We start from the raw sequence: 17,887 nt of genomic DNA, 5'->3' as shown, positions 1-17,887 counted from the left end.
GTCAGCTAACTCCCCTTAAGGCGTACTTAGTTCCCGCTCGGGGAGTGAAGCGACGGACGCGGGCGGTGAAGGGTGCGGAATCGTGGCCGGGCGGGTCGCTCGCCACAACCGTACGAAGGACGTGACCGCCGCCGCTGCCAGCAGGCCGTTGCGTACGACCATCACCGCCACGCCCGTCCAGCTGCACTCGATGACCTCGGCGTACATGGCCGGGTAGTCGACGCTGGTCACCGCGGTGGCCGCCAGCAGCAGCCAGGCCACCGGGCGCTGGCTGGTGCGCCGCGAGGTCAGGCAGACGGCGGCCAGGCCGAGCAGCCAGACCATGTACTGCGGGCTGATAACCCGGCTGGTGATCGTGAAGAGGAGTACGGCGGTCAGCGCCGCGTCGAACGGCGTCGCCTCCGTCCAGTGCCGGGCCCGTACCCGCCACAGCAGCAGGAGCCCGAACGCCACGACCGTCAGGCCGAGGGACAGCGCGGCCACGGACGACACGTACGGGCCCACGAACTCCATCGCGCCGTACTGGTAGCGCACGCGCCCCTCCCACCCGGCGCGCGTGGCGAGGGAGAGCGCGGTACCGCCGAACGACTCGATCTGCACGCCCCGCCCGCCCTGCTGGCGCAGGAAGGAGAACGGGTCGCTGAAAGCCACCGCCAGGACGGCCAGCGCGGCCGTCGCCGTGACCGTCGCGGACGTCCACGCCGACCGGGTCGTACGGCCCCTCGGCAGACCCACCAGCACCAGCGCGGGCCAGACCTTCACCAGGGCGCCCAGCGCCGCGAACGCGCCGCACGCGCGCGGGGAGCGCGACAACGTCAACAGGGAGATGACGGCGAACGCCGTGACCTGCACGTCGTAGCGCGCGAGCGGCACCTGGAGGAGCAGCGGCAGACCAGCCGTCCAATAGACGGCACCGCGCAGGGAACGCCCGGGACGCCGTCCCGCGCGCGTGAGGGCGATCAGGACCAGGGCGTCGGTGGCGAGCGTGAGCGCCACGAACGCCTCGAAGTACGTCAGAGGCGGCAGCAGCGCGGGCGACAGCAGCACCGGACCCGCACCCGGCGGGTACTGCCACAGCGTGTCGTCCACGGGGAAGGCGCCCTGTGTGAGGACGCCGTACCAGCGGAAATACAGCCGCTGCACCTCACGCGCCACCCCGCCGCCACCGAGCAGCGGGAAGTCGTCGTGGACCAGCAGCCACAGCATCAGGGCCCGGGAGACGGCCCAGCCGACGGCGAGGGTGAGGAGGTGGCGGTTCTTGGTCGGGGGTCTCGTCACGGCCGGAATCGTAAGCCGCACGGATGCCATATTCACGTCAATCCGGCACCAATCGCCGCCCAAGGTTGTCTAATCGCACAAAATCAATCCCGTGATCAACAGGCCGATGAACAAGGGGATGAACAAGAACAAGGGGACGAAGAGGGGGCTGGACAAGAAGACAGCCGCCGTCGCGGTCCCCGTGATCCCCATGGCCGTCATGCTGGCGATCGGCTGCTGGGGGCTCGACCGGGGCGGCATATGGCGTGACGAGGCCGCCACCTTCCAGGTCGCGCGGCGCACGGTCCCGCAGATCTGGCGGCTGCTGCACGAGGTCGACGCCGTGCACGGCCTGTACTACCTGCTCATGCGGCCCGTCCTCGCCGTCCACCCCGGCGAGGTGCTGCTCCGCCTCCCGTCCGTCCTCGCCGCCGCCGCGACCGCCGGTCTGGTCGCGGCCCTCGGTACCCGGCTGGTCTCCCCGCGTGTCGGCCTCTGGGCCGGTCTGCTGTACGCGGTCACACCGATGGTCGGCCACTACGCCCAGGAGGGCCGGTCGTACGCCCTGGTCGCGGCCGGTGCGACAGGCGCGACGCTGCTGCTCGTACGGGCACTCGCGGGCAGCTCCTGGACGCCGTACGGAGTGGTCCTCGCCGTCACCTGTCTCTTCCACGAGTTCGCCGTCCTGCTCCTCCTCGCCCACGCCGTGACCCTCGCGCTGGCCCGCGTCCCCCGACGGATGTGGACGCGCTGGCTGTGCGCGTCCGGCGCCGTGACGCTGACGCTGCTCCCACTGGCACTGCTCTCGCACGCCCAGTCCGCGCAGGTGGCCTGGCTGCGGCCACCCGGACAGGCCAGCGTCGACCGCCTCGTACGCCAGTTCGTCGGCCCGACGGACGAGATCCTGGCCCCCTGCCTGATCCTCATGTACGTGGCCCTGCGCCGCCCCTGGCCCACCCGCCCCGGCGCCGAGCCACCCTTGGCGGCCGTAGCCCTCCCGCTGCTCCTCGTACCCCCGGCGATCCTCATGACGGTCTCCCAGTGGTCGCCGCTCTACGACGACCGCTACGTCCTGTACGCCCTGGCCGGCGCCCCGCTCCTGGTCGCCGCCGGAGCCGACCGCATCGCACGGGCCCTGCCGAGCCTGCGCCGCGCGACCGTCACGGCGGCCGGGGCACTGGCGGTGGCCCTGGTCTGCGCACACCAGCTCCCGCTCCTCCGCCAGGACCGGACGATGGCCCACCGCGGCGGCGCCAACCTCGCCACCGCCTCCGCACTGGCGTCCCGCGAACTGCGCCCCGGCGACCCGGTCCTGTTCCTCCCATCCCTCGGCCGCCGCTCGGCCCTGGCGTACCCGAAGGGCTTCAGAGGAATCCGGGACGTGGCCCTCGCCGAGTCGGCGCGCACCTCCGGCACCCTGTACGGCGTCGAGGTCGACCCGGCCACACTGCGCCGACAGTTGGCGCGCCTGAACCAGGTGTGGCTGGTCGCGGAGCCATACGCCCTGAACCCGACCTGGCACCCGGAAACCCAGACCGACCGACTCAAACGGGCGGTGGTGCAGGAGCAGTTCACACCGACCCGGGAGTTCAGGGGCAGCGGCGTAACACTCCGGCTGTACAAACGCGCCCCTTTTAGGGCCGCGGGGAACTGCGCGACCAGCCCCCACGGCGCCGCACCAACCCGACAACCCTGAGCACTAAGCCTCAAGCGCCGCAGCATCGAGAGCGTTGGTCAGCTCATCCAACCGCGCCCGCAACGCCCGAATCTCCTCCACGTCAAAGCTCGTCGCCGCCACAATCCGCCGAGGCACCTGAAGCGCCCGCTCGCGCAGCGCAACCCCCTCCTCAGTGGCCCGCACCTCCACCGACCGCTCGTCCCGCGCACTGCGCTCACGCCGGACAAGACCGGCCGCCTCCAACCGCTTGAGCAGCGGCGACAGCGTGCCGGAGTCGAGGCGCAGATGCTCGCCGACCTTCTTCACGGGCAGCTGGCCGTGCTCCCAGAGGACGAGCATCACCAGGTACTGCGGGTAGGTGAGCCCGAGGTCCTTGAGGACCACGCGGTAGACGCCGTTGAAGGCGCGCGACGCCGCGTTCAGGGAGAAGCAGATCTGCTGATCGAGACGGAGGAAGTCCTCGGCGGAGGTGGCGGAGGTTGCTGACATGCCTCCAGGATACCTCTTGCCCGTCATCTAGTTGTGCACAATTGAATTGTGTGCTTAAGTTATCTCCGTACGGAACCCCGCAAGGGGCTCCGCGAGAACTTCGACGACACGAGAACTTCGATGAGAGGGACGGGTTCCATGGACGCGATCTACACCGCAGTCGCCACCGCCACGCACGGCCGCGAGGGCCGCGCCGTCAGCTCCGACGGCAAGGTGGACCTCCCGCTGGCCATGCCGGTGGAGCTGGGTGGCAACGGCGCCGGAACCAACCCGGAGCAGCTCTTCGCCGCCGGTTACGCCGCCTGTTTCGGCAGCGCGCTCGGCCTGGTCGGCCGGGGTGCCAAGGTCGACCTCAGCGACGCCGCCGTGACCGCCGAGGTCGGCATAGGCAAGCAGGGCGAGGGCTTCGGCCTCAAGGTCGCGCTGCGCGTCGAGCTGCCCGACTCCATCGACGCGGAGACCGGCCGCAAGCTGGTCGAGCAGGCCCACCAGGTCTGCCCGTACTCCAACGCGACCCGCGGCAACATCGAGGTCGACCTCGTCATCGAGTAGTACCGCCGGCCGCATCCAGTACGTCGGTGCTCGGCTCAAGACGCTCCACGCTCGCGAGCGGTGCGCCGCCGAACGCGGCGGCCGCCGACGGCACCGGGTGGCGCTCGGCGAGCGGAGTGACCGACGCCGCCCCGGCCGTCTCGCCCAACACCAGCCGCCGGACGACCCGTTCGGCGGCTCGCCCGTCGTCGTACGGGCAGAACCGCTCGCGGAACGCGGTCCGCAACTGCGTGGAGCGCGAGCCGCGCCAGTGGCCGGTCGCGAAGATGTCGATCAGCTCGTCCTCGCTGCGCGAGATCGCCCCCGGCGGGAAGGCGCGCAGGTCGAAGTAGGTGCCACGGGCCGCCTCGTACGCCTCCCAGTCGTCCGCGTGGATCACGATCGGCCGGTCCAGGTTGGCGTAGTCGAACATCAGCGACGAGTAGTCGGTGACCAGCGCGTCCGAGGCCAGGCACAGCGACTCGACGTTCGGATGGTCGGTCACGTCGATGAGCCGGCCGCCGGAGGTGTGTGTCAGCGGGGCGCCGTAGATGCGGTGGGCGCGGGTCAACAGCACGTAGCGCGGGCCGAGTTGGCGCAGGATCCGCTCCAGGTCGAGCGTCTGGCGCGGGCCGCGGAGGTAGTCGCGGTGGGTCGGCGCGTACAGGATCGCGACCGAGCCCTCCGGGATGCCGAGCGACTCGCGCAGCCGGGTCACGTCCGCCGAAGTCGCCTGCTGGAACACGTCGTTGCGGGGCTGCCCGGTTTCGAGGGTGCCGTAGTCGCCGGGGAAGACGCGCTCGAATACGAGGGTGGAGTGGCGGTTGGCCGACAGGCAGTGGTCCCAGGTGTCGACGTCCGCGAGGAGCGCCGTGAAGTCGGTGTCACGGGCGGCGGCCGGCCGGTCCTGGAGGTCGAGGCCCATCCGCTTCAGCGGGGTTCCGTACTGAGTCTGGATCACCACCTGCCCGGCCCGCTTCGCGAACCGTTCCTCCCAACTCACGTTGCTCACCAGGTACTTGGAGCGGGCCAGCGCCGTCCAGTACGCGGCGGTGCCGGGCCGGACCCGGGCGGTCGCCGTCGGGAGCGTGTGATGGTGCTCGGGCCGGGCGACCCACGCCGTCCGCATGCCCGGCACGAAGGAGCGGAACGCGGATTCCAGGGCGCCCGGATTGCAGCCGTACCCGCGCCCGGAGTGACTGGTGAACACGGCCCGGTCCGCGCGCAGCGGCAGCCGCCGCTGGACCCGGTAGTGCAGCTTCAGCGCGGCCGAACGGACGCTCCGGGCAAGGGACTTGACGAAGCGCGTGGTGTGCCGGCGCAGGGCGGACGCGAGACGCACCGCCCGATACGTGCGGTAGCTGCCCGTCCGGACGAGCAGGTGCCGGAGCCGGGCGTGGAGCGGTACGGCGGCACCCTTGGTGCGGTAACGGCGGTAGTGGGCACGGGACTTGCGCAGGAACTCGGCACGGGCGGTGCGCGGCAGCCGGTCCGGGCGGCCCAGTACCGACATCAGCTGGTCGACCATCCGGCGGAACAACACCGGCCGCCAGTGCGCGAGTTCGGGGCGCGCGTCGACGAACGCGAAGATCCGGTCGTACTGCTCATGGATGTCGAAGTGGCCGCTTCCGGAGACGGTGTCGGCGGGGGCGTCGGCGGTCTTTCGTGGCCTGCGGTGGTGTACGCAGACCCGGTCCAGGGTCGCGACCGACTCGGCGGCCAGCAGGGCCGGGACCGTCCAGGGGAGGTCCGCGTAGGCGCCGGACGGGAAGGTGAGGCCCTCGCGCTCGACGAACTCCCGCCGGTACGCCTTGTTCCAGACCACCATCGGCAGCTTGAGCAGCAACGGGCGGTCGTCGAGCCGGAAGGGGGCCGGACCCTGCTCGGTGAGCTGTCCGAGGAACGGGCTGCGGACGGTCTCGCCGGTCCAGAGGGCGTGCGCGTGGTCGTAGACGACGACGTCCGCGTCGCCCGCCTCCTTGATCCGGTCGGCGATGGCCCGCAGCGCGTCCGGGGCGAGGGTGTCGTCGCCGTCGACGAAGACGAGATAGTCCCCGGTCGCGTGCTCGATCCCCGCGTTGCGCGCCCCGCCCACCCCGCCGTTCTCCGGCAGATGGACGGGGCGCACCCGGGCGTCGCGCGCCGCGAACTCGTCGACGAGCGCACCGCAGGCGTCGGGCGAGCAGTCGTCGACGGCGATCACTTCGAGATCCGGATACGACTGGCCGAGCACCGATTCCAGGCACTCCTGCAGATACGCCTGAACCTTGTACGCGGGGACGATGACACTGAACCTGGGCAAGACACATCCATGGGTCGGCGGGTCGGCGCGGGCATACTGCCCGGAAACGGCCGATGGAGTGACTTGGTTACGCCGATTGCGGCATGTGGGGGACGAATGAACTGAGCAGTTTATGTGGTTACGTGACCCCGCTGATTATTTGACCGCTCCCGCCATCACCCCCGACACGAACTGCCGCTGGAACGCGAAGAACACGGCCAGCGGAATCACCATCGAGATGAACGCGCCCGGCGCCAGCACCTCGATGTTGCTGCCGAACTGCCGTACCTGCTGCTGGAGCGCGACCGTCAGCGGCTGCGACTGGGAGTCGGAGAACACCAGCGCGACCAGCATGTCGTTCCACACCCACAGGAACTGGAAGATCCCCAGGGACGCGATCGCGGGCGCGGCGAGCGGCATGACGACGGTGGCGAACAGCCTGATCTCGCCCGCGCCGTCCAGCCGGGCGGCCTCCAGCAGTTCGCGTGGGATCTCCGCGAAGAAGTTCCGCAGCAGGAAGATCGCGAACGGCAGCCCGAAGCCCACATGGAACAGCACCACACCGATGATGTCGCCGAAGATCCCGATCTTCCCGAAGAGATCGGAGAGCGGGATCAGCGCCACCTGCACGGGTACGACGAGCAGCGCGACGACGACCAGGAACCACCAGTCGCGCCCCTTGAAGTCCATCCACGCGAAGGCGTATCCGGCCATCGCGCCGATCAGGACGACCAGGAGCGTCGCCGGGACCGTGATCCAGACGGTGTTGAGGAGGGAGCTGGTGATCGCGTCGTTCTCCAGCAGCGTCTCGTAGCTCTTCGCGGTCAGCTGCCCGGGCGCCGTGAACACCTTCCACCACCCGGAGGCGGCGATGTCGGTCGGGTCGCGGAACGACGACATGAGCAGCCCGAACGTCGGCACCATCCAGATCAGCGCGACGATGATCAGGAAGAGCCGCATCACGCCGCCCGCCGTGCCGCTGACCAGGCGGGCGGCGAAGGAGCGCTTGGCGCGCACGGGTGGGTCGAGAGCCGTCACCGTTGACGCTCCTTCCTGAGTCGACGGAGATTGAAGAACATCACCGGCAGGACGAGCAGCAGCAGGATGACGCCGATCGCGCTGCCGACGCCGTAGTTGCCGCCACCGCCGAACGACGACAGGAACAGCTGGAGCGCGAGGACGTTGGCGTCGTCCTGGCTGGGCTGCGGGGCGATGATGTAGACGAGGTCGAACACCTTCATCACATTGATCATCAGCGTGACGAGAACGACCACGAGGACGGGTGCGAGAAGCGGCACGGTGACCCGCCGGAACACCTGCCACTCGTTGGCGCCGTCGACGCGCGCCGCCTCCAGCAGATTCCGGTCGACGCCCGCGAGTCCGGCCGCGATGAGGACCATGGCGAACCCGGCCCACATCCATACATAGCTGCCGATGATGGCCGGGGTGACGAGGGTGGGCCCGAGCCAGTCGATCCCGTTGTAGGCGGCGGCGAAGTTCGAGCCGGGCAGCCTCAGCTGGGCCCCGCCGGCATCGGCGGGCAGGCTGAAGGTGCCGTCGGCGCCGCTGGTCGCCGAGGCGACGACCTTCCCGTCCTTCACGGCCTCGACCTTGACCCCCTTCAGCGCCTTCTCACCGGGGTCGACCTGCCCCTTCGTACCGCCACCGCCGAGCTTGAAGTCCAGCCAGACGGTGCCGGTGATCCCGGAACCCGAGGTGGCCGGGGCCTTCGCGTCCTCGGGCGTGCCGGGGAGCTTGTTCGGGGCGATGCCTACGAGGGGCAGCAGGGCCGGGGTGCCCGGGCTGACGGTCCCGGTGGAGGTGAACGAGCCCCCGCCGGACGACTTCAGATCGCTGGCCTGGGCGTTCGGGCGGGCCTTCGGATAGACGGAGGAGTCCACGAAGGCGTCGTGCACGGACGTCACGATCGCGTTGGCGACGCCCTGGTCCGGGTCCTGCTCGTAGACGAGGCGGAAGATGATGCCCGCCGCGAGCATCGAGATCGCCATCGGCATGAAGACGACCAGCTTGAACGCCGTACCCCAGCGCACCCGCTCGGTCAGCACCGCGAAGATCAGACCGAGCGCGGTGACGAGGGCGGGCGCGACGGCCACCCAGATTGCCGTGTTGCGTACGGCGGTCAGCGTGGCGTCGTTCGTGAAGATGTCGCCGTAGTTCTCCAGGCCGACGAAGCCGGAGCCGTCGGCGTCGTAGAGGCTGCGCCAGACCGAGTAGCCGATGGGGTAGACGACGAGCGAGCCGAGCAGGATCAGGGCGGGCAGGAGGAAGACGCCGGCTACCCACCAGCGGGTGCCGGTGACGCTTCTGGGAGGACGGGTGGGGGTTCCGGGGGTTCCAGGGGCTTCGGGTTCGGGCTTGTTCTCTGTGGACGTCATCCCGGCGCCGTCAGCTGTTCTTGTACGCCTTGGCGGCGTCGGCCTCGAGTTTCTGCTGGGTGCCCGCGACGTCCTTCGGGTTCTTCAGGAAGTCCTGGAGGTCCTTCCACTCGCCGACGCCCTGGGTACCGCCGAAGGCGGCCGGGGCCTGGTCGGACATGTCGAAGCGGAAGTCGTCGCCGGCCGCGATGAGGGCCTTGGCGATGTCCCGGGTGACGTCGTCCTTGTAGCTGGCCTGGTCCATGGTCTTGCTGGGGGAGAGGAAGCCGCCCTGGGCCGCCCAGATCTCGGCCGCGTCGGTCGAGCCGAGGAACGTCAGCAGGGCCTGGGCGCCCGCGCCGTCCTTGAGGGCCACGGCCACGTCGCCGCCGCTGACGACGGGCGCTTGGTCGCCAACTGCGGGGAACGGGAAGACTTTCGCATCCGTGCCGATCTTCGCCTTGGTGTCCGCGTTGATGTTGGCGGCCACGAAGTCGCCCTCGAAGACCATCGCCGCCGGGGTGTCACCGGAGAAGGTCTGGGTGACCGACTTCGGGAACTCGGTCGCCAGCGCGCCGGAACGCCCGCCCGCGAGGAGGTCGTCCTGGCCCCACAGCTCGGCGAGCGTGGTCAGGGCGTCCTTGACGGAGGGGTCGGTCCACTTGATCTCGTGCTGGGCGAGCTGGTCGTACTTCTCGGGCCCGGCCTGCGACAGATAGACGTTCTCGAACCAGTCGGTGAGGGTCCAGCCGTCGGCGCCGCCGATGGACACGGCGGGGGAGCCGGCGTCGGAGAGCGTCTGGGCGGTGGCGATGAAGTCCTTCCAGGTGGTGGGGGTGTCGGTGAGGCCCGCCGCCTCGAACGCGGCGGTGTTGTACCAGACGAGGGACTTGTTGGCGGCTTTGACGTAGATCCCGTACTGCTTGCCCTCGAAGGCGCCGAGGTCCTTCCAGCCGGCGGAGAAGTTCTTGTCGAGCTGGGCCTGGGCGTCCGTGCCGAGCGGCTTGATCCAGCCCTTCTCGGCGAACTGGTGCAGGACGCCGACCTGCGGCAGGAACGCGACGTCCGGGGGCTGGCCGCCCTCGATCTTCGTACCTAGGAAAGTGGAGGTGTTGTTGCCGGTCGGTACGAAGTTGACCTTCGCGCCGGTGCGCTTCTCGAACTCGTCCAGGACCTTGGTGAAGTTCTCCTGCTCGGGTCCGGTCCAGACGGCGGCGACTTCGAGCGTCTGGCCGTTGAGCTTGGGAAGTTGGACGGAGGCGGAGTCGTCCCCGGTCCCGGTTCCGGTGCTGGTGCTTGTCCCGCCCGGGCTGTCGTCGTCGGAGCCGCCGCAGGCGGTCAGGGAGAGGGTGAGGGTGAGGGCTGTGGCGGTGAGGGCGGTCAGGGTGGTGCGTGTACGAAGGTTGCTGCGCATGTCTGCCCCGTTCGTCGTTCGGCGTTGAACGTGTTCGGCGCTGTCCCGTGGGCTCTGGTCTACGCCGGGTCGTTGGGGTCGGCAAGTGCGCCTGCGCTGTCAAGCGGGTGATCGTGACCGCGTCGTGTCCTTGCTCCTCGCCCCCGCCGCCCCTACCCGTCCCATCCCTGGGGGCTCCGCCCCCAGACCCCCGCCATCGGCCTGAACGGCCTCGTCCTCAAACGCCGGACGGGCTGAGATGCCCCGGGCGGGGAGCAATGGCTGTGCTGGATCGGCCTTGTCTTCGATCGCCGGGTGGGGTGATCTACTCAGCCCGTCCTGCGTTTGAGGACAAGGTAGCGGGGGTCTGGGGGCGCAGCCCCCAGAAGGATGGGACGGGTAGGGGCGGCGGGGGCGAAGAAAGCCCGCCCCGCTCACAGCAGCGACGGAACCTCCGTCGCCGACACCGACCGCGCCGCTCGTTCCAGCGCGCTCGCCAGCAGCGCCAGATCCGTGGGCCCGTTGCCCAGTTCGCGGACCGGGCGGCGGGTCGGCGGGTCGCCCATGCGCTGCCAGTCCAGCGTGGCGACCGTCGGGCGCAGCGTCGCCGTGCGGGGGATGCGCCCCGTCACCCGGCCGCCCTGGAAGGGGATGCTCCGACCGTCCGGCCCGCTCAACCGGCCCCGCCCCGCCGCGGGCTCGTCCGGCCCCGGCGCAGGCGCGTCCAGCACGACCCGCAGCGCGGCCCCCCGGGCCAGCTCCGTCTCCGCCGTACGCCCACCGAACCCCGCCGCGGCCACCAGATGCACCCCGAGCCGCTCACCCTCCCGGGCCACCGCCTCCAACGCCCGCACCACAGACCCCGCCGACGGCCGCCCCGGCGACCCCAACGGCGGCGACACCAACGCGTCCAGATCGTCCACGACCACCACCAGCCGGGCCAGCGGCGGAGTCTCCGTACGCCGCCGGCTCGCCGCCGGACGCAACCGCAACGTCGAACTCGGCGGCGTGTCGAGGTCCCCGGCGCCTTCTCCCGTGCCCGCCGAGCTCTGTGCGCCCGAGCCCGATCCCGACCGCTGCGGGCCGATCCGGCCGGACAGCTCGCGCCCGGTGTGCCACTCGCCGAAGCCGACCCGCCCGAGCAGCTCGGCCCGCCGCTTCAGCTCGGCGCTGAGCGACTGGGCGAACTCCCGCATACGGACGGGATCGTTGGCCGTGAGGTGAGTGGTGACATGCGGAAGGTCGGTGCACACCCGCAGCCCCTCCCCGTGCGGCGCGCTCCCGCCGGTGCCGTCCCGGCCGTCCATCAGCACGATGCCCAGCCGGTCGGGCCGCTCGGCGGCGGCCAGCGACGCGACGACCGCCCGCAGCAGCTCCGTACGGCCACTGCCGGGCGGGCCCTCGATCAGCAGGTGCGGCCCCTCGGCCGCGAGGTCCACGCCCACCGGCCCGCGCGGGCCGGCGCCCAGGACGGCCCAGGCCCGGCCGCCGAGCGTCTCGGTGTCGTCGGCCGCGTCCGCCCAGCGGGCCATCAGGGACGCCGGGGTGGCCCGGGCGAGCCCCAACTCGTCGAGCAGCCGCGCTGCTTGTGGCAAGGGCGCGGAGACCCGCTGCTGTCGTCCCCCGGACGCACCGTCGGTGCGCAGCGGGGCCAGCGCCCGTCCGAACCGCTCGGCCCAGGCCAGCGACACGGCGTCCACGGCGGCGACGGAACCCTGCCCGACGAGCCCGGCGCGACCGCCGAGGTCCGCCTCGGCGGGGTCCGGCCGCCCAGGTGCGCTCGCCCCCGCCCGTGCCACCCGCATCACATGCAGCGCCGTGGCCACGTCACCGCCGAGCAGTGCCACCGCCCCGCACTCGCGGAACGGCGGCGAGGCCGCGCACGCCGCCTCGTACGTCTCCGTCACCGGCGACACGGGCGACGCGGCCTCCGTCTCCGCGAGGCACACGATGTGTATCCCGGCGCGTGGTCCTTCGTGCGCCAGCCGCGCGACGGCCTCCCGGACCGCCGCACCGCCCGGATCGCCGTCCACGACGACCACGGTGTACGGCCCCGCGAAACCGCCCGCCCCCGACGACTCGTCAGGGTCGTCGTCCCGGGCCCAGGAGGGCCGTCGGGCACCCTCCGAACCACTGTGGTCCGGTTCTCCGCCGCCGTGGGCGAGGGTCTTCGCCGCCGTCTCCGTGTCGTGGTCCTCCAGGCGGCGCAGGAGTTCGTCCGTGCGGGCCGTGGCCTGTTCGCGGTCGTAGGCGAGAAGGAGTCGGCAGTCCTGGCCGTGCCCGGGGCGCAGATGCGGGAGCCAGCCGAGCCAGGACCACTCCGCGGTGCGCTCCTCGGGGGTGCGCGAGCGGTCCGCGCTGATCAGGACGATCTCCAGGGCCTCCGGGGAGTGCAGCGCGGCCAGCTGGGCCACCACCGCGCGGGCCAGCCCCGCGAGCCGCGCGCGCGGGCCGGCCAGCCCCAGCGCCCCGACCTCACGCAGCCCGGCGGTCACCGGGACGGCAGGGAGCAGTCCCGAGCCGTCGGGGGCCGCGCGGTCCGCCGTACCGAGCCGGACCGTGAGTGCCTCCGGGTGGCCCGGGCCGCGCTCCCAGAGGCGGGGGCCGGGGCCCAGGGCCGTCAGCAGCAGTGCCGCCGGGTCGGGCCAGCTCTCCGGTGCCTGTGCCGGTGCCTGTGGTGCGGCGCTCGTGGACTCCGGGGCCGCAGGGTCGGACACCGGGCCCTCGTCCTCGTACTCCTCGCCGTCGGTCGTCTCCTGCTCCCCGCGCCCGCCGGTCAGCCGCCGCGCCCACTTGGAGAGCCCACCGCGCCTGCTGCGGACTCCCGGCGGAACGTCCGTCCCCCGGAGGGGCGTCCCTTTGCGCCCGCTGCCCCCGGAGAACTCCGCCTCCGCTTCGGGGTCGTCCTCGTCGTGGGCGCGGGCGTGCGGTACCGCCCTGGCCCCGGATGCCTGTCCCGGTACGGAGAAACCGGCGCCGTGGGTCTCCCCGGCACCGCCCGGAACCCTGCCCGTACCCGCCGTGCCCCGGGTCTCGATCCTTGGTGCCCGCCCCTGTCCCGGGACCAGCGGCTGTGCCGCCTCCGCCGGGCCCCGCGCACCGCGTGACTCGGGCACGCTCCCGGCCGCTCCCCAGCTCGCCGAACCGTAGGCGTGATGGGTCTCCCCGGAGGGCGGCTTCGCCGTGCCGCCGGGCCGCACGCGCGCGGAGTTCGCGGTGTATGCCTGGGACGGCCGCCGGTCGCGGGTGTCCTCGTCGGCCTCCTGGGCGGCGTCGACCGACGGACGGCCCGGGGTCCTCGTACTTCCCGGGGTGACGCTCACGCGGACATGGCCCTCGCCGTCCGGCGTCGTGCCCACGCGCGTGGCCGCGTCGCCGGGCGGTGTCAGCCGCAGGGCCGACTCGCCGATGCGCAGCAGGGCGCCCGGTGCGAGGCGGACCGGGCGGGAGCCGAGGCGGGCGCCCGAGAGGGTCGTGCCGTTCGTGGAGCCGAGGTCCGCGACCGCTATGCGGCCGTCCGCCGCGACCGTGACCGCGCAGTGCAGCCGGGAGACGTCCGGGTCGTCCAGCGGGACGTCGGCGTCGGCGGAGCGTCCGATGGTGATCTGGCCGCCGTGCAGCAGATGGACCCCGCCCGCGTCCGGTCCCGCCACCACATGGAGCTGGGCCGCCGCCTCGTCCGCCTCGGGGTGCGGCTCGGGCTCCGCGGGGGTGCCGAGGGCCAGCACGGCGCCGTCGACCAGTGGGGGTTCGCCCAGGGTGCAGCGCTGGGTGTCGAGGCGCTGGTCCCCCACGTACAGCACCACCGCGCCGCCGCTCTCGCGGTCCCGGCCGCGCTCGGGCATCGACGCCCCGTCGCCCGCGACCGCCGAGGCCAGGGCCGAGGCGACCGCGGCGAGCGCCGTGCCGGCGGGCGCGGTGACCAGCACGTCGCAGCTCGCGGCACGCGCCCACGGCTCCGAGGGCGGCCCCAGCGGGTCTACGACGGTCAGCCGGATCTGCATCGCCGTCAGCGGTCCCTTCTGCGCGGGCACCCGGGAAGGAGGACGAAGCCACGCCACGGGTCCCACCACCGCGGACTTCCCCCACCGCACACGAGCACGTCGGCCAGTACTGGAGGCATCCTCGCACCTGCCACTGACAACGCGCCCGCCCCCCACCCATAAGTGATCTTGAATGGTCACCTCTGCCCGCAAAAGTGCCTGACCAGTGAGCGGCGGCTGTCCGTTTCGGATCGGTTTGGTTATCGGTTTGAGATCGGTCACGTTCGGGATCCGGCAACCGAAGCGACCGAATAGGGCGTCTTTCCATCGAACATGTGCGGGAGGCCGTACGTAGCCGTACATGGACGGCGGTCGTTCCCAGGGGGTCCCGGGAACACGGCACTACAGTGGGTCGGAACACCGTGTACGGGATGCGTGTACGGGATGTACGTACGCAAGGGAGCCATGACGTGCGGCCGGTAGGGAGCAAGTACCTCCTTGAGGAGCCGCTGGGACGCGGCGCCACAGGCACCGTCTGGCGTGCCCGCCAGAGGGAGACCGCGGGAGCCGAGGCGGCCGTGCCCGGCCAGCCCGGCGAGACCGTGGCGATCAAGGTCCTCAAGGAGGAGCTCGCCAACGACGCGGACATCGTGATGCGCTTCCTGCGCGAGCGGTCCGTGCTGCTGCGGCTGACCCACCCGAACATCGTCCGGGTACGGGACCTGGTGGTCGAGGGCGATCTGCTGGCGCTGGTCATGGACCTCATCGACGGTCCCGACCTGCACCGCTACCTGCGGGAGAACGGCCCCTTCACGCCCGTCGCCGCCTCCCTCCTCACCGCCCAGATCGCCGACGCGCTCGCCGTCAGCCACGCCGACGGCGTCGTGCACCGGGACCTGAAGCCCGCCAACGTCCTGCTCATGCAGGACAACGGCCGGATGCACCCGATGCTCACCGACTTCGGCATTGCCCGCCTCGCCGACTCCCCGGGCCTCACCCGCACCCACGAGTTCGTCGGCACGCCCGCGTACGTCGCCCCGGAGTCCGCCGAGGGCCGCCCGCAGACCTCCGCCGTCGACATCTACGGCGCCGGCATCCTGCTGTACGAGCTGGTCACCGGCCGTCCGCCGTTCGGCGGCGAGTCCGCCCTCGAAGTGCTGCACCAGCACCTCAACGCCGAGCCGCGCCGCCCGTCGACCGTGCCCGAACCCCTGTGGACGGTCATCGAGCGCTGCCTGCGCAAGAACCCGGACGAACGGCCCAGCGCCGAGAACCTCGCGCGCGGGCTGCGCGTCGTCGCCGAGGGCATCGGCGTCCACTCCAACTCGATGCAGATCGCGGCGGCCGAAGGGGTCGTCCATCTGCTCGCCCCGGATCCGGCGCCGACCGCGGTGCCCGGGGCGGGCGACCCGACCCAGGTGCTGCCGCACGGCGCGGGAGCGCAGGGGCAGGGGGCGTACGACCCGAACGCCGCCACCAGCGTGCTGCCGCACACCGGGGGGCCCGTTCCCGCGGGTTCGGGTTCCTTCGGCGCCGCGGACCCCACGGCCGTCATGCCGCCGGTGCCGCAGAACCGGCCAGGGGGCCCTGGCAGCCCCGAGGAGCCGCACCCCTGGCAGAACCAGCTGCGTGCCGCCCGGGACCGCAACGAGCAGACGCAGGTCCAGTACCTGGACCCCGGCGAGGACCCCCTGCGCCGCCGTCCCCAGCGACAGCCGGGCCGGCCGCCGCAGCAACAGCCCCAGCAGCCGCCGTACCAGCAGCAGCCGCCGTCGCGTCAGCAGCAGCGAGGGCCGCAGCCCGGATACGGGTACCCGCAGGGGCCCGGACAGGGCCAGCCGCCCCAGCACCAGCAGTACGCGCCGCCGCAGCACCAGCAGCAGCCGCAGCGGTACGCGCCGCCCGCCCCGGCGCCCGAGCCGCAGCGGCCCCAGCGCCCTCAGCAGCCCGAGGGCCGGCCGCCACGCGAGCCGAGGGAGCCCCGCCGGCGCAGCGCCAACCCGATGAAGATCCCCGGGCTCGGCTGCCTCAAGGGGTGCCTGTTCACGATCGTCATCCTGTTCATCGCGGCGTGGCTGATCTGGGAACTGAGCCCGCTCCAGGGGTGGATCGGGTCGACGAAGGGGTTCTTCGAGCAGATCGGTGACTGGATCGACACCGTCAGCGGGTGGATAGGGGACCTGGGCGGAGGCTCCGGCGGTTCCGGGGGTCCTGGGGGCGCCGGGAACTAGCCCGCGCGCGTGCAGTAGCGCTCCGGTCGGCGGTCGCGTGGTGGTGTCCTGCCGCGGTGTCCTGCCATGGTCCGGGCAATCCGGCGGAAGTCGAGGCAAATGAGGAGCAGGTGGGCTGTGCTCCGACTGTGATTCCGGTACGACTCTGGGGATTTGTCGACACCTGGCGGGTGATTTCCGTCCTGGCGGTGAAGGTTACGGCTCCGGACGCGTAGTTTTATCGGCTGAGGTCGAGGTCTCGTCGGCTGGGGGTCCCGGGGACCCGTGGCATAGCCGCTGGTGTTACGCGTCTGTAGGAGCAGTCTTGGCACGGAAGATCGGCAGCCGGTACACCGCCAACCAGATCCTGGGGCGGGGCAGCGCCGGCACGGTGTGGCTGGGCGAGGGACCCGAGGGGCCCGTCGCCGTCAAGCTGTTGCGCGAGGACCTGGCGTCGGACCAGGAGCTTGTCGGACGCTTCGTACAGGAGCGGACCGCGTTGCTCGGCCTCGAACACCCGAACATCGTGTCCGTACGGGACCTGGTGGTCGACGGGAACGACCTCGCGCTCGTCATGGACCTGGTGCGGGGTACGGACCTGCGCACCCGGCTCGACCGGGAGCGCCGCCTCGCACCCGAGGCCGCGGTCGCGATAGTGGCCGACATCGCCGACGGTCTTGCCGCCGCGCACGCCGCAGGGGTCGTGCACCGCGACGTGAAGCCGGAGAACGTCCTGCTGGACATGCAGGGCCCCCTCGGCCCCGGCGGCTCGCACCCCGCCCTGCTGACCGACTTCGGCGTCGCGAAGCTCATCGACTCACCGCGCCGGACCCGGGCCACGAAGATCATCGGTACGCCGGACTACCTCGCCCCCGAGATCGTGGAGGGCCTGCCCCCGCGCGCGGCGGTCGACATCTACGCGCTGGCGACCGTCCTGTACGAGCTGCTCGCCGGCTTCACGCCCTTCGGCGGCGGCCACCCGGGCGCGGTGCTGCGTCGGCACGTGACGGAGACGGTGGTCCCGCTCCCCGGGATCCCCGAGGAGCTGTGGCAGCTGCTCGTGCAGTGCCTGGCGAAGGCGCCGGCGTCTCGGCTGCGGGCGTCCGAGCTGGGGGTGCGGCTGCGGGAGCAGTTGCCGTTGCTGGTGGGGATGCCGCCGCTGGACGTGGACGAGCCGGAGTCGGAGGACGCGGGGGAGGGCCAGGGCGAGGGGCAGGTTTCTCAGGGCGAGGTGTACGACGAGGTTGCCGTGCCGGTGGGGGAGCGGGTGCGGAGGGGGGCGGTGCCTCTGGTGCGGGGGGCGAAGCCGGACTCGAATCGGGATACGCATACGTCGATGCGGGTGCCTGGGCCGGATGAGCTTGCGGGTGGGGCGCTGGGGACGGCGCGCGTGCCGCGTCCGGCGGGGGCGCCGCGTCCTGGCTCGGCCAGGCATCGGGCTTCGGCGCGGCGGCGTCGGGTGACGCTGGGGGTCGCTGCGGTGGCTCTGGTCGCGGCGGTCGGGGTCGGCACGTGGCTGGCCACGTCCGGGGACGACGCGGGGGCGACCCCCCAGGACACGAAGAACTCGGCACCGGCGTCACCGTGAGGGGTGCTTTCGCCCCCGCCGCCCCTACCCGTTCCCATCCCTGGGGGCTGCGCCCCCAGACCCCCCTTGTCGCGCTGAACGCGCTCGTCCTCAAACGCCGGA

General features: G+C 72.0%; 11 protein-coding genes. 4 read left to right on the top strand and 7 right to left on the bottom strand.

Going from position 1 to position 17,887, the window contains the following annotated elements; all coding sequences use genetic code 11:
• Positions 1–15 precede the first annotated feature (15 nt).
• Positions 16–1,308 carry a glycosyltransferase 87 family protein gene (locus ACWCRB_RS34600; RefSeq protein WP_450999839.1) on the bottom strand — a complete coding sequence of 431 codons (1,293 nt, stop codon included), beginning with the start codon at positions 1,306–1,308 and terminating at the stop codon, positions 16–18.
• A gap of 61 nt (positions 1,309–1,369) precedes the next feature.
• On the opposite strand from ACWCRB_RS34600, the gene ACWCRB_RS34595 reads away from it, so the two are divergent.
• Positions 1,370–2,953, top strand: a complete 1,584-nt coding sequence (locus ACWCRB_RS34595; RefSeq protein WP_450999838.1) for a glycosyltransferase family 39 protein — start codon at positions 1,370–1,372, stop codon at positions 2,951–2,953.
• 3 nt (positions 2,954–2,956) lie between these two features.
• On the opposite strand, the gene ACWCRB_RS34590 is transcribed toward ACWCRB_RS34595, so the two are convergent.
• Complete coding sequence (locus ACWCRB_RS34590; protein ID WP_450999837.1) at positions 2,957–3,451, bottom strand: MarR family winged helix-turn-helix transcriptional regulator; 495 nt, start codon at positions 3,449–3,451, stop codon at positions 2,957–2,959.
• 111 nt (positions 3,452–3,562) lie between these two features.
• Here ACWCRB_RS34590 and ACWCRB_RS34585 point away from each other — a divergent pair, with 111 nt between their 5' ends.
• Entirely contained in the window at positions 3,563–3,976 is a 414-nt protein-coding gene (locus ACWCRB_RS34585; RefSeq protein WP_369037480.1) for an organic hydroperoxide resistance protein, read from the top strand.
• Here the strand turns inward: ACWCRB_RS34585 and ACWCRB_RS34580 are convergent.
• From ACWCRB_RS34580 to ACWCRB_RS34560, 5 genes are all read right to left on the bottom strand, one after another.
• Positions 3,966–6,257 (bottom strand): bifunctional glycosyltransferase/CDP-glycerol:glycerophosphate glycerophosphotransferase, encoded by a 2,292-nt coding sequence (locus ACWCRB_RS34580; RefSeq protein WP_450999836.1) that lies wholly within the window; start codon positions 6,255–6,257, stop codon positions 3,966–3,968. The two genes, ACWCRB_RS34585 and ACWCRB_RS34580, sit on opposite strands and share 11 nt — an antisense overlap.
• Before the next feature lie 135 nt (positions 6,258–6,392).
• A complete protein-coding gene (locus tag ACWCRB_RS34575) occupies positions 6,393–7,274 on the bottom strand; it encodes a carbohydrate ABC transporter permease (protein ID WP_450999835.1) in 882 nt (293 codons plus the stop codon).
• Positions 7,271–8,632 (bottom strand): carbohydrate ABC transporter permease, encoded by a 1,362-nt coding sequence (locus ACWCRB_RS34570; RefSeq protein ID WP_450999834.1) that lies wholly within the window; start codon positions 8,630–8,632, stop codon positions 7,271–7,273. The genes ACWCRB_RS34575 and ACWCRB_RS34570 overlap by 4 nt, the downstream gene beginning before the upstream one ends.
• A gap of 10 nt (positions 8,633–8,642) precedes the next feature.
• Positions 8,643–10,025, bottom strand: coding sequence for an ABC transporter substrate-binding protein (locus ACWCRB_RS34565; RefSeq protein WP_450999833.1), 1,383 nt, complete (start codon positions 10,023–10,025; stop codon positions 8,643–8,645).
• 413 nt (positions 10,026–10,438) lie between these two features.
• Positions 10,439–14,008 (bottom strand): FHA domain-containing protein, encoded by a 3,570-nt coding sequence (locus ACWCRB_RS34560; RefSeq protein ID WP_450999850.1) that lies wholly within the window; start codon positions 14,006–14,008, stop codon positions 10,439–10,441.
• 449 nt (positions 14,009–14,457) lie between these two features.
• Between ACWCRB_RS34560 and ACWCRB_RS34555 the strand changes: the two genes are divergently transcribed.
• Both ACWCRB_RS34555 and ACWCRB_RS34550 read left to right on the top strand, forming a co-directional pair.
• Complete coding sequence (locus tag ACWCRB_RS34555; protein ID WP_450999832.1) at positions 14,458–16,218, top strand: serine/threonine-protein kinase; 1,761 nt, start codon at positions 14,458–14,460, stop codon at positions 16,216–16,218.
• A 304-nt stretch (positions 16,219–16,522) separates the two neighbouring features.
• Positions 16,523–17,785, top strand: a complete 1,263-nt coding sequence (locus tag ACWCRB_RS34550) for a serine/threonine-protein kinase (RefSeq protein WP_450999831.1) — start codon at positions 16,523–16,525, stop codon at positions 17,783–17,785.
• Positions 17,786–17,887 lie beyond the last annotated feature (102 nt).

The organism is Streptomyces sp. NPDC002156, from assembly GCF_053593675.1.
Note: the sequence above shows the minus strand (reverse complement) of the source record. Positions and strands in the feature narration are given on the sequence as shown.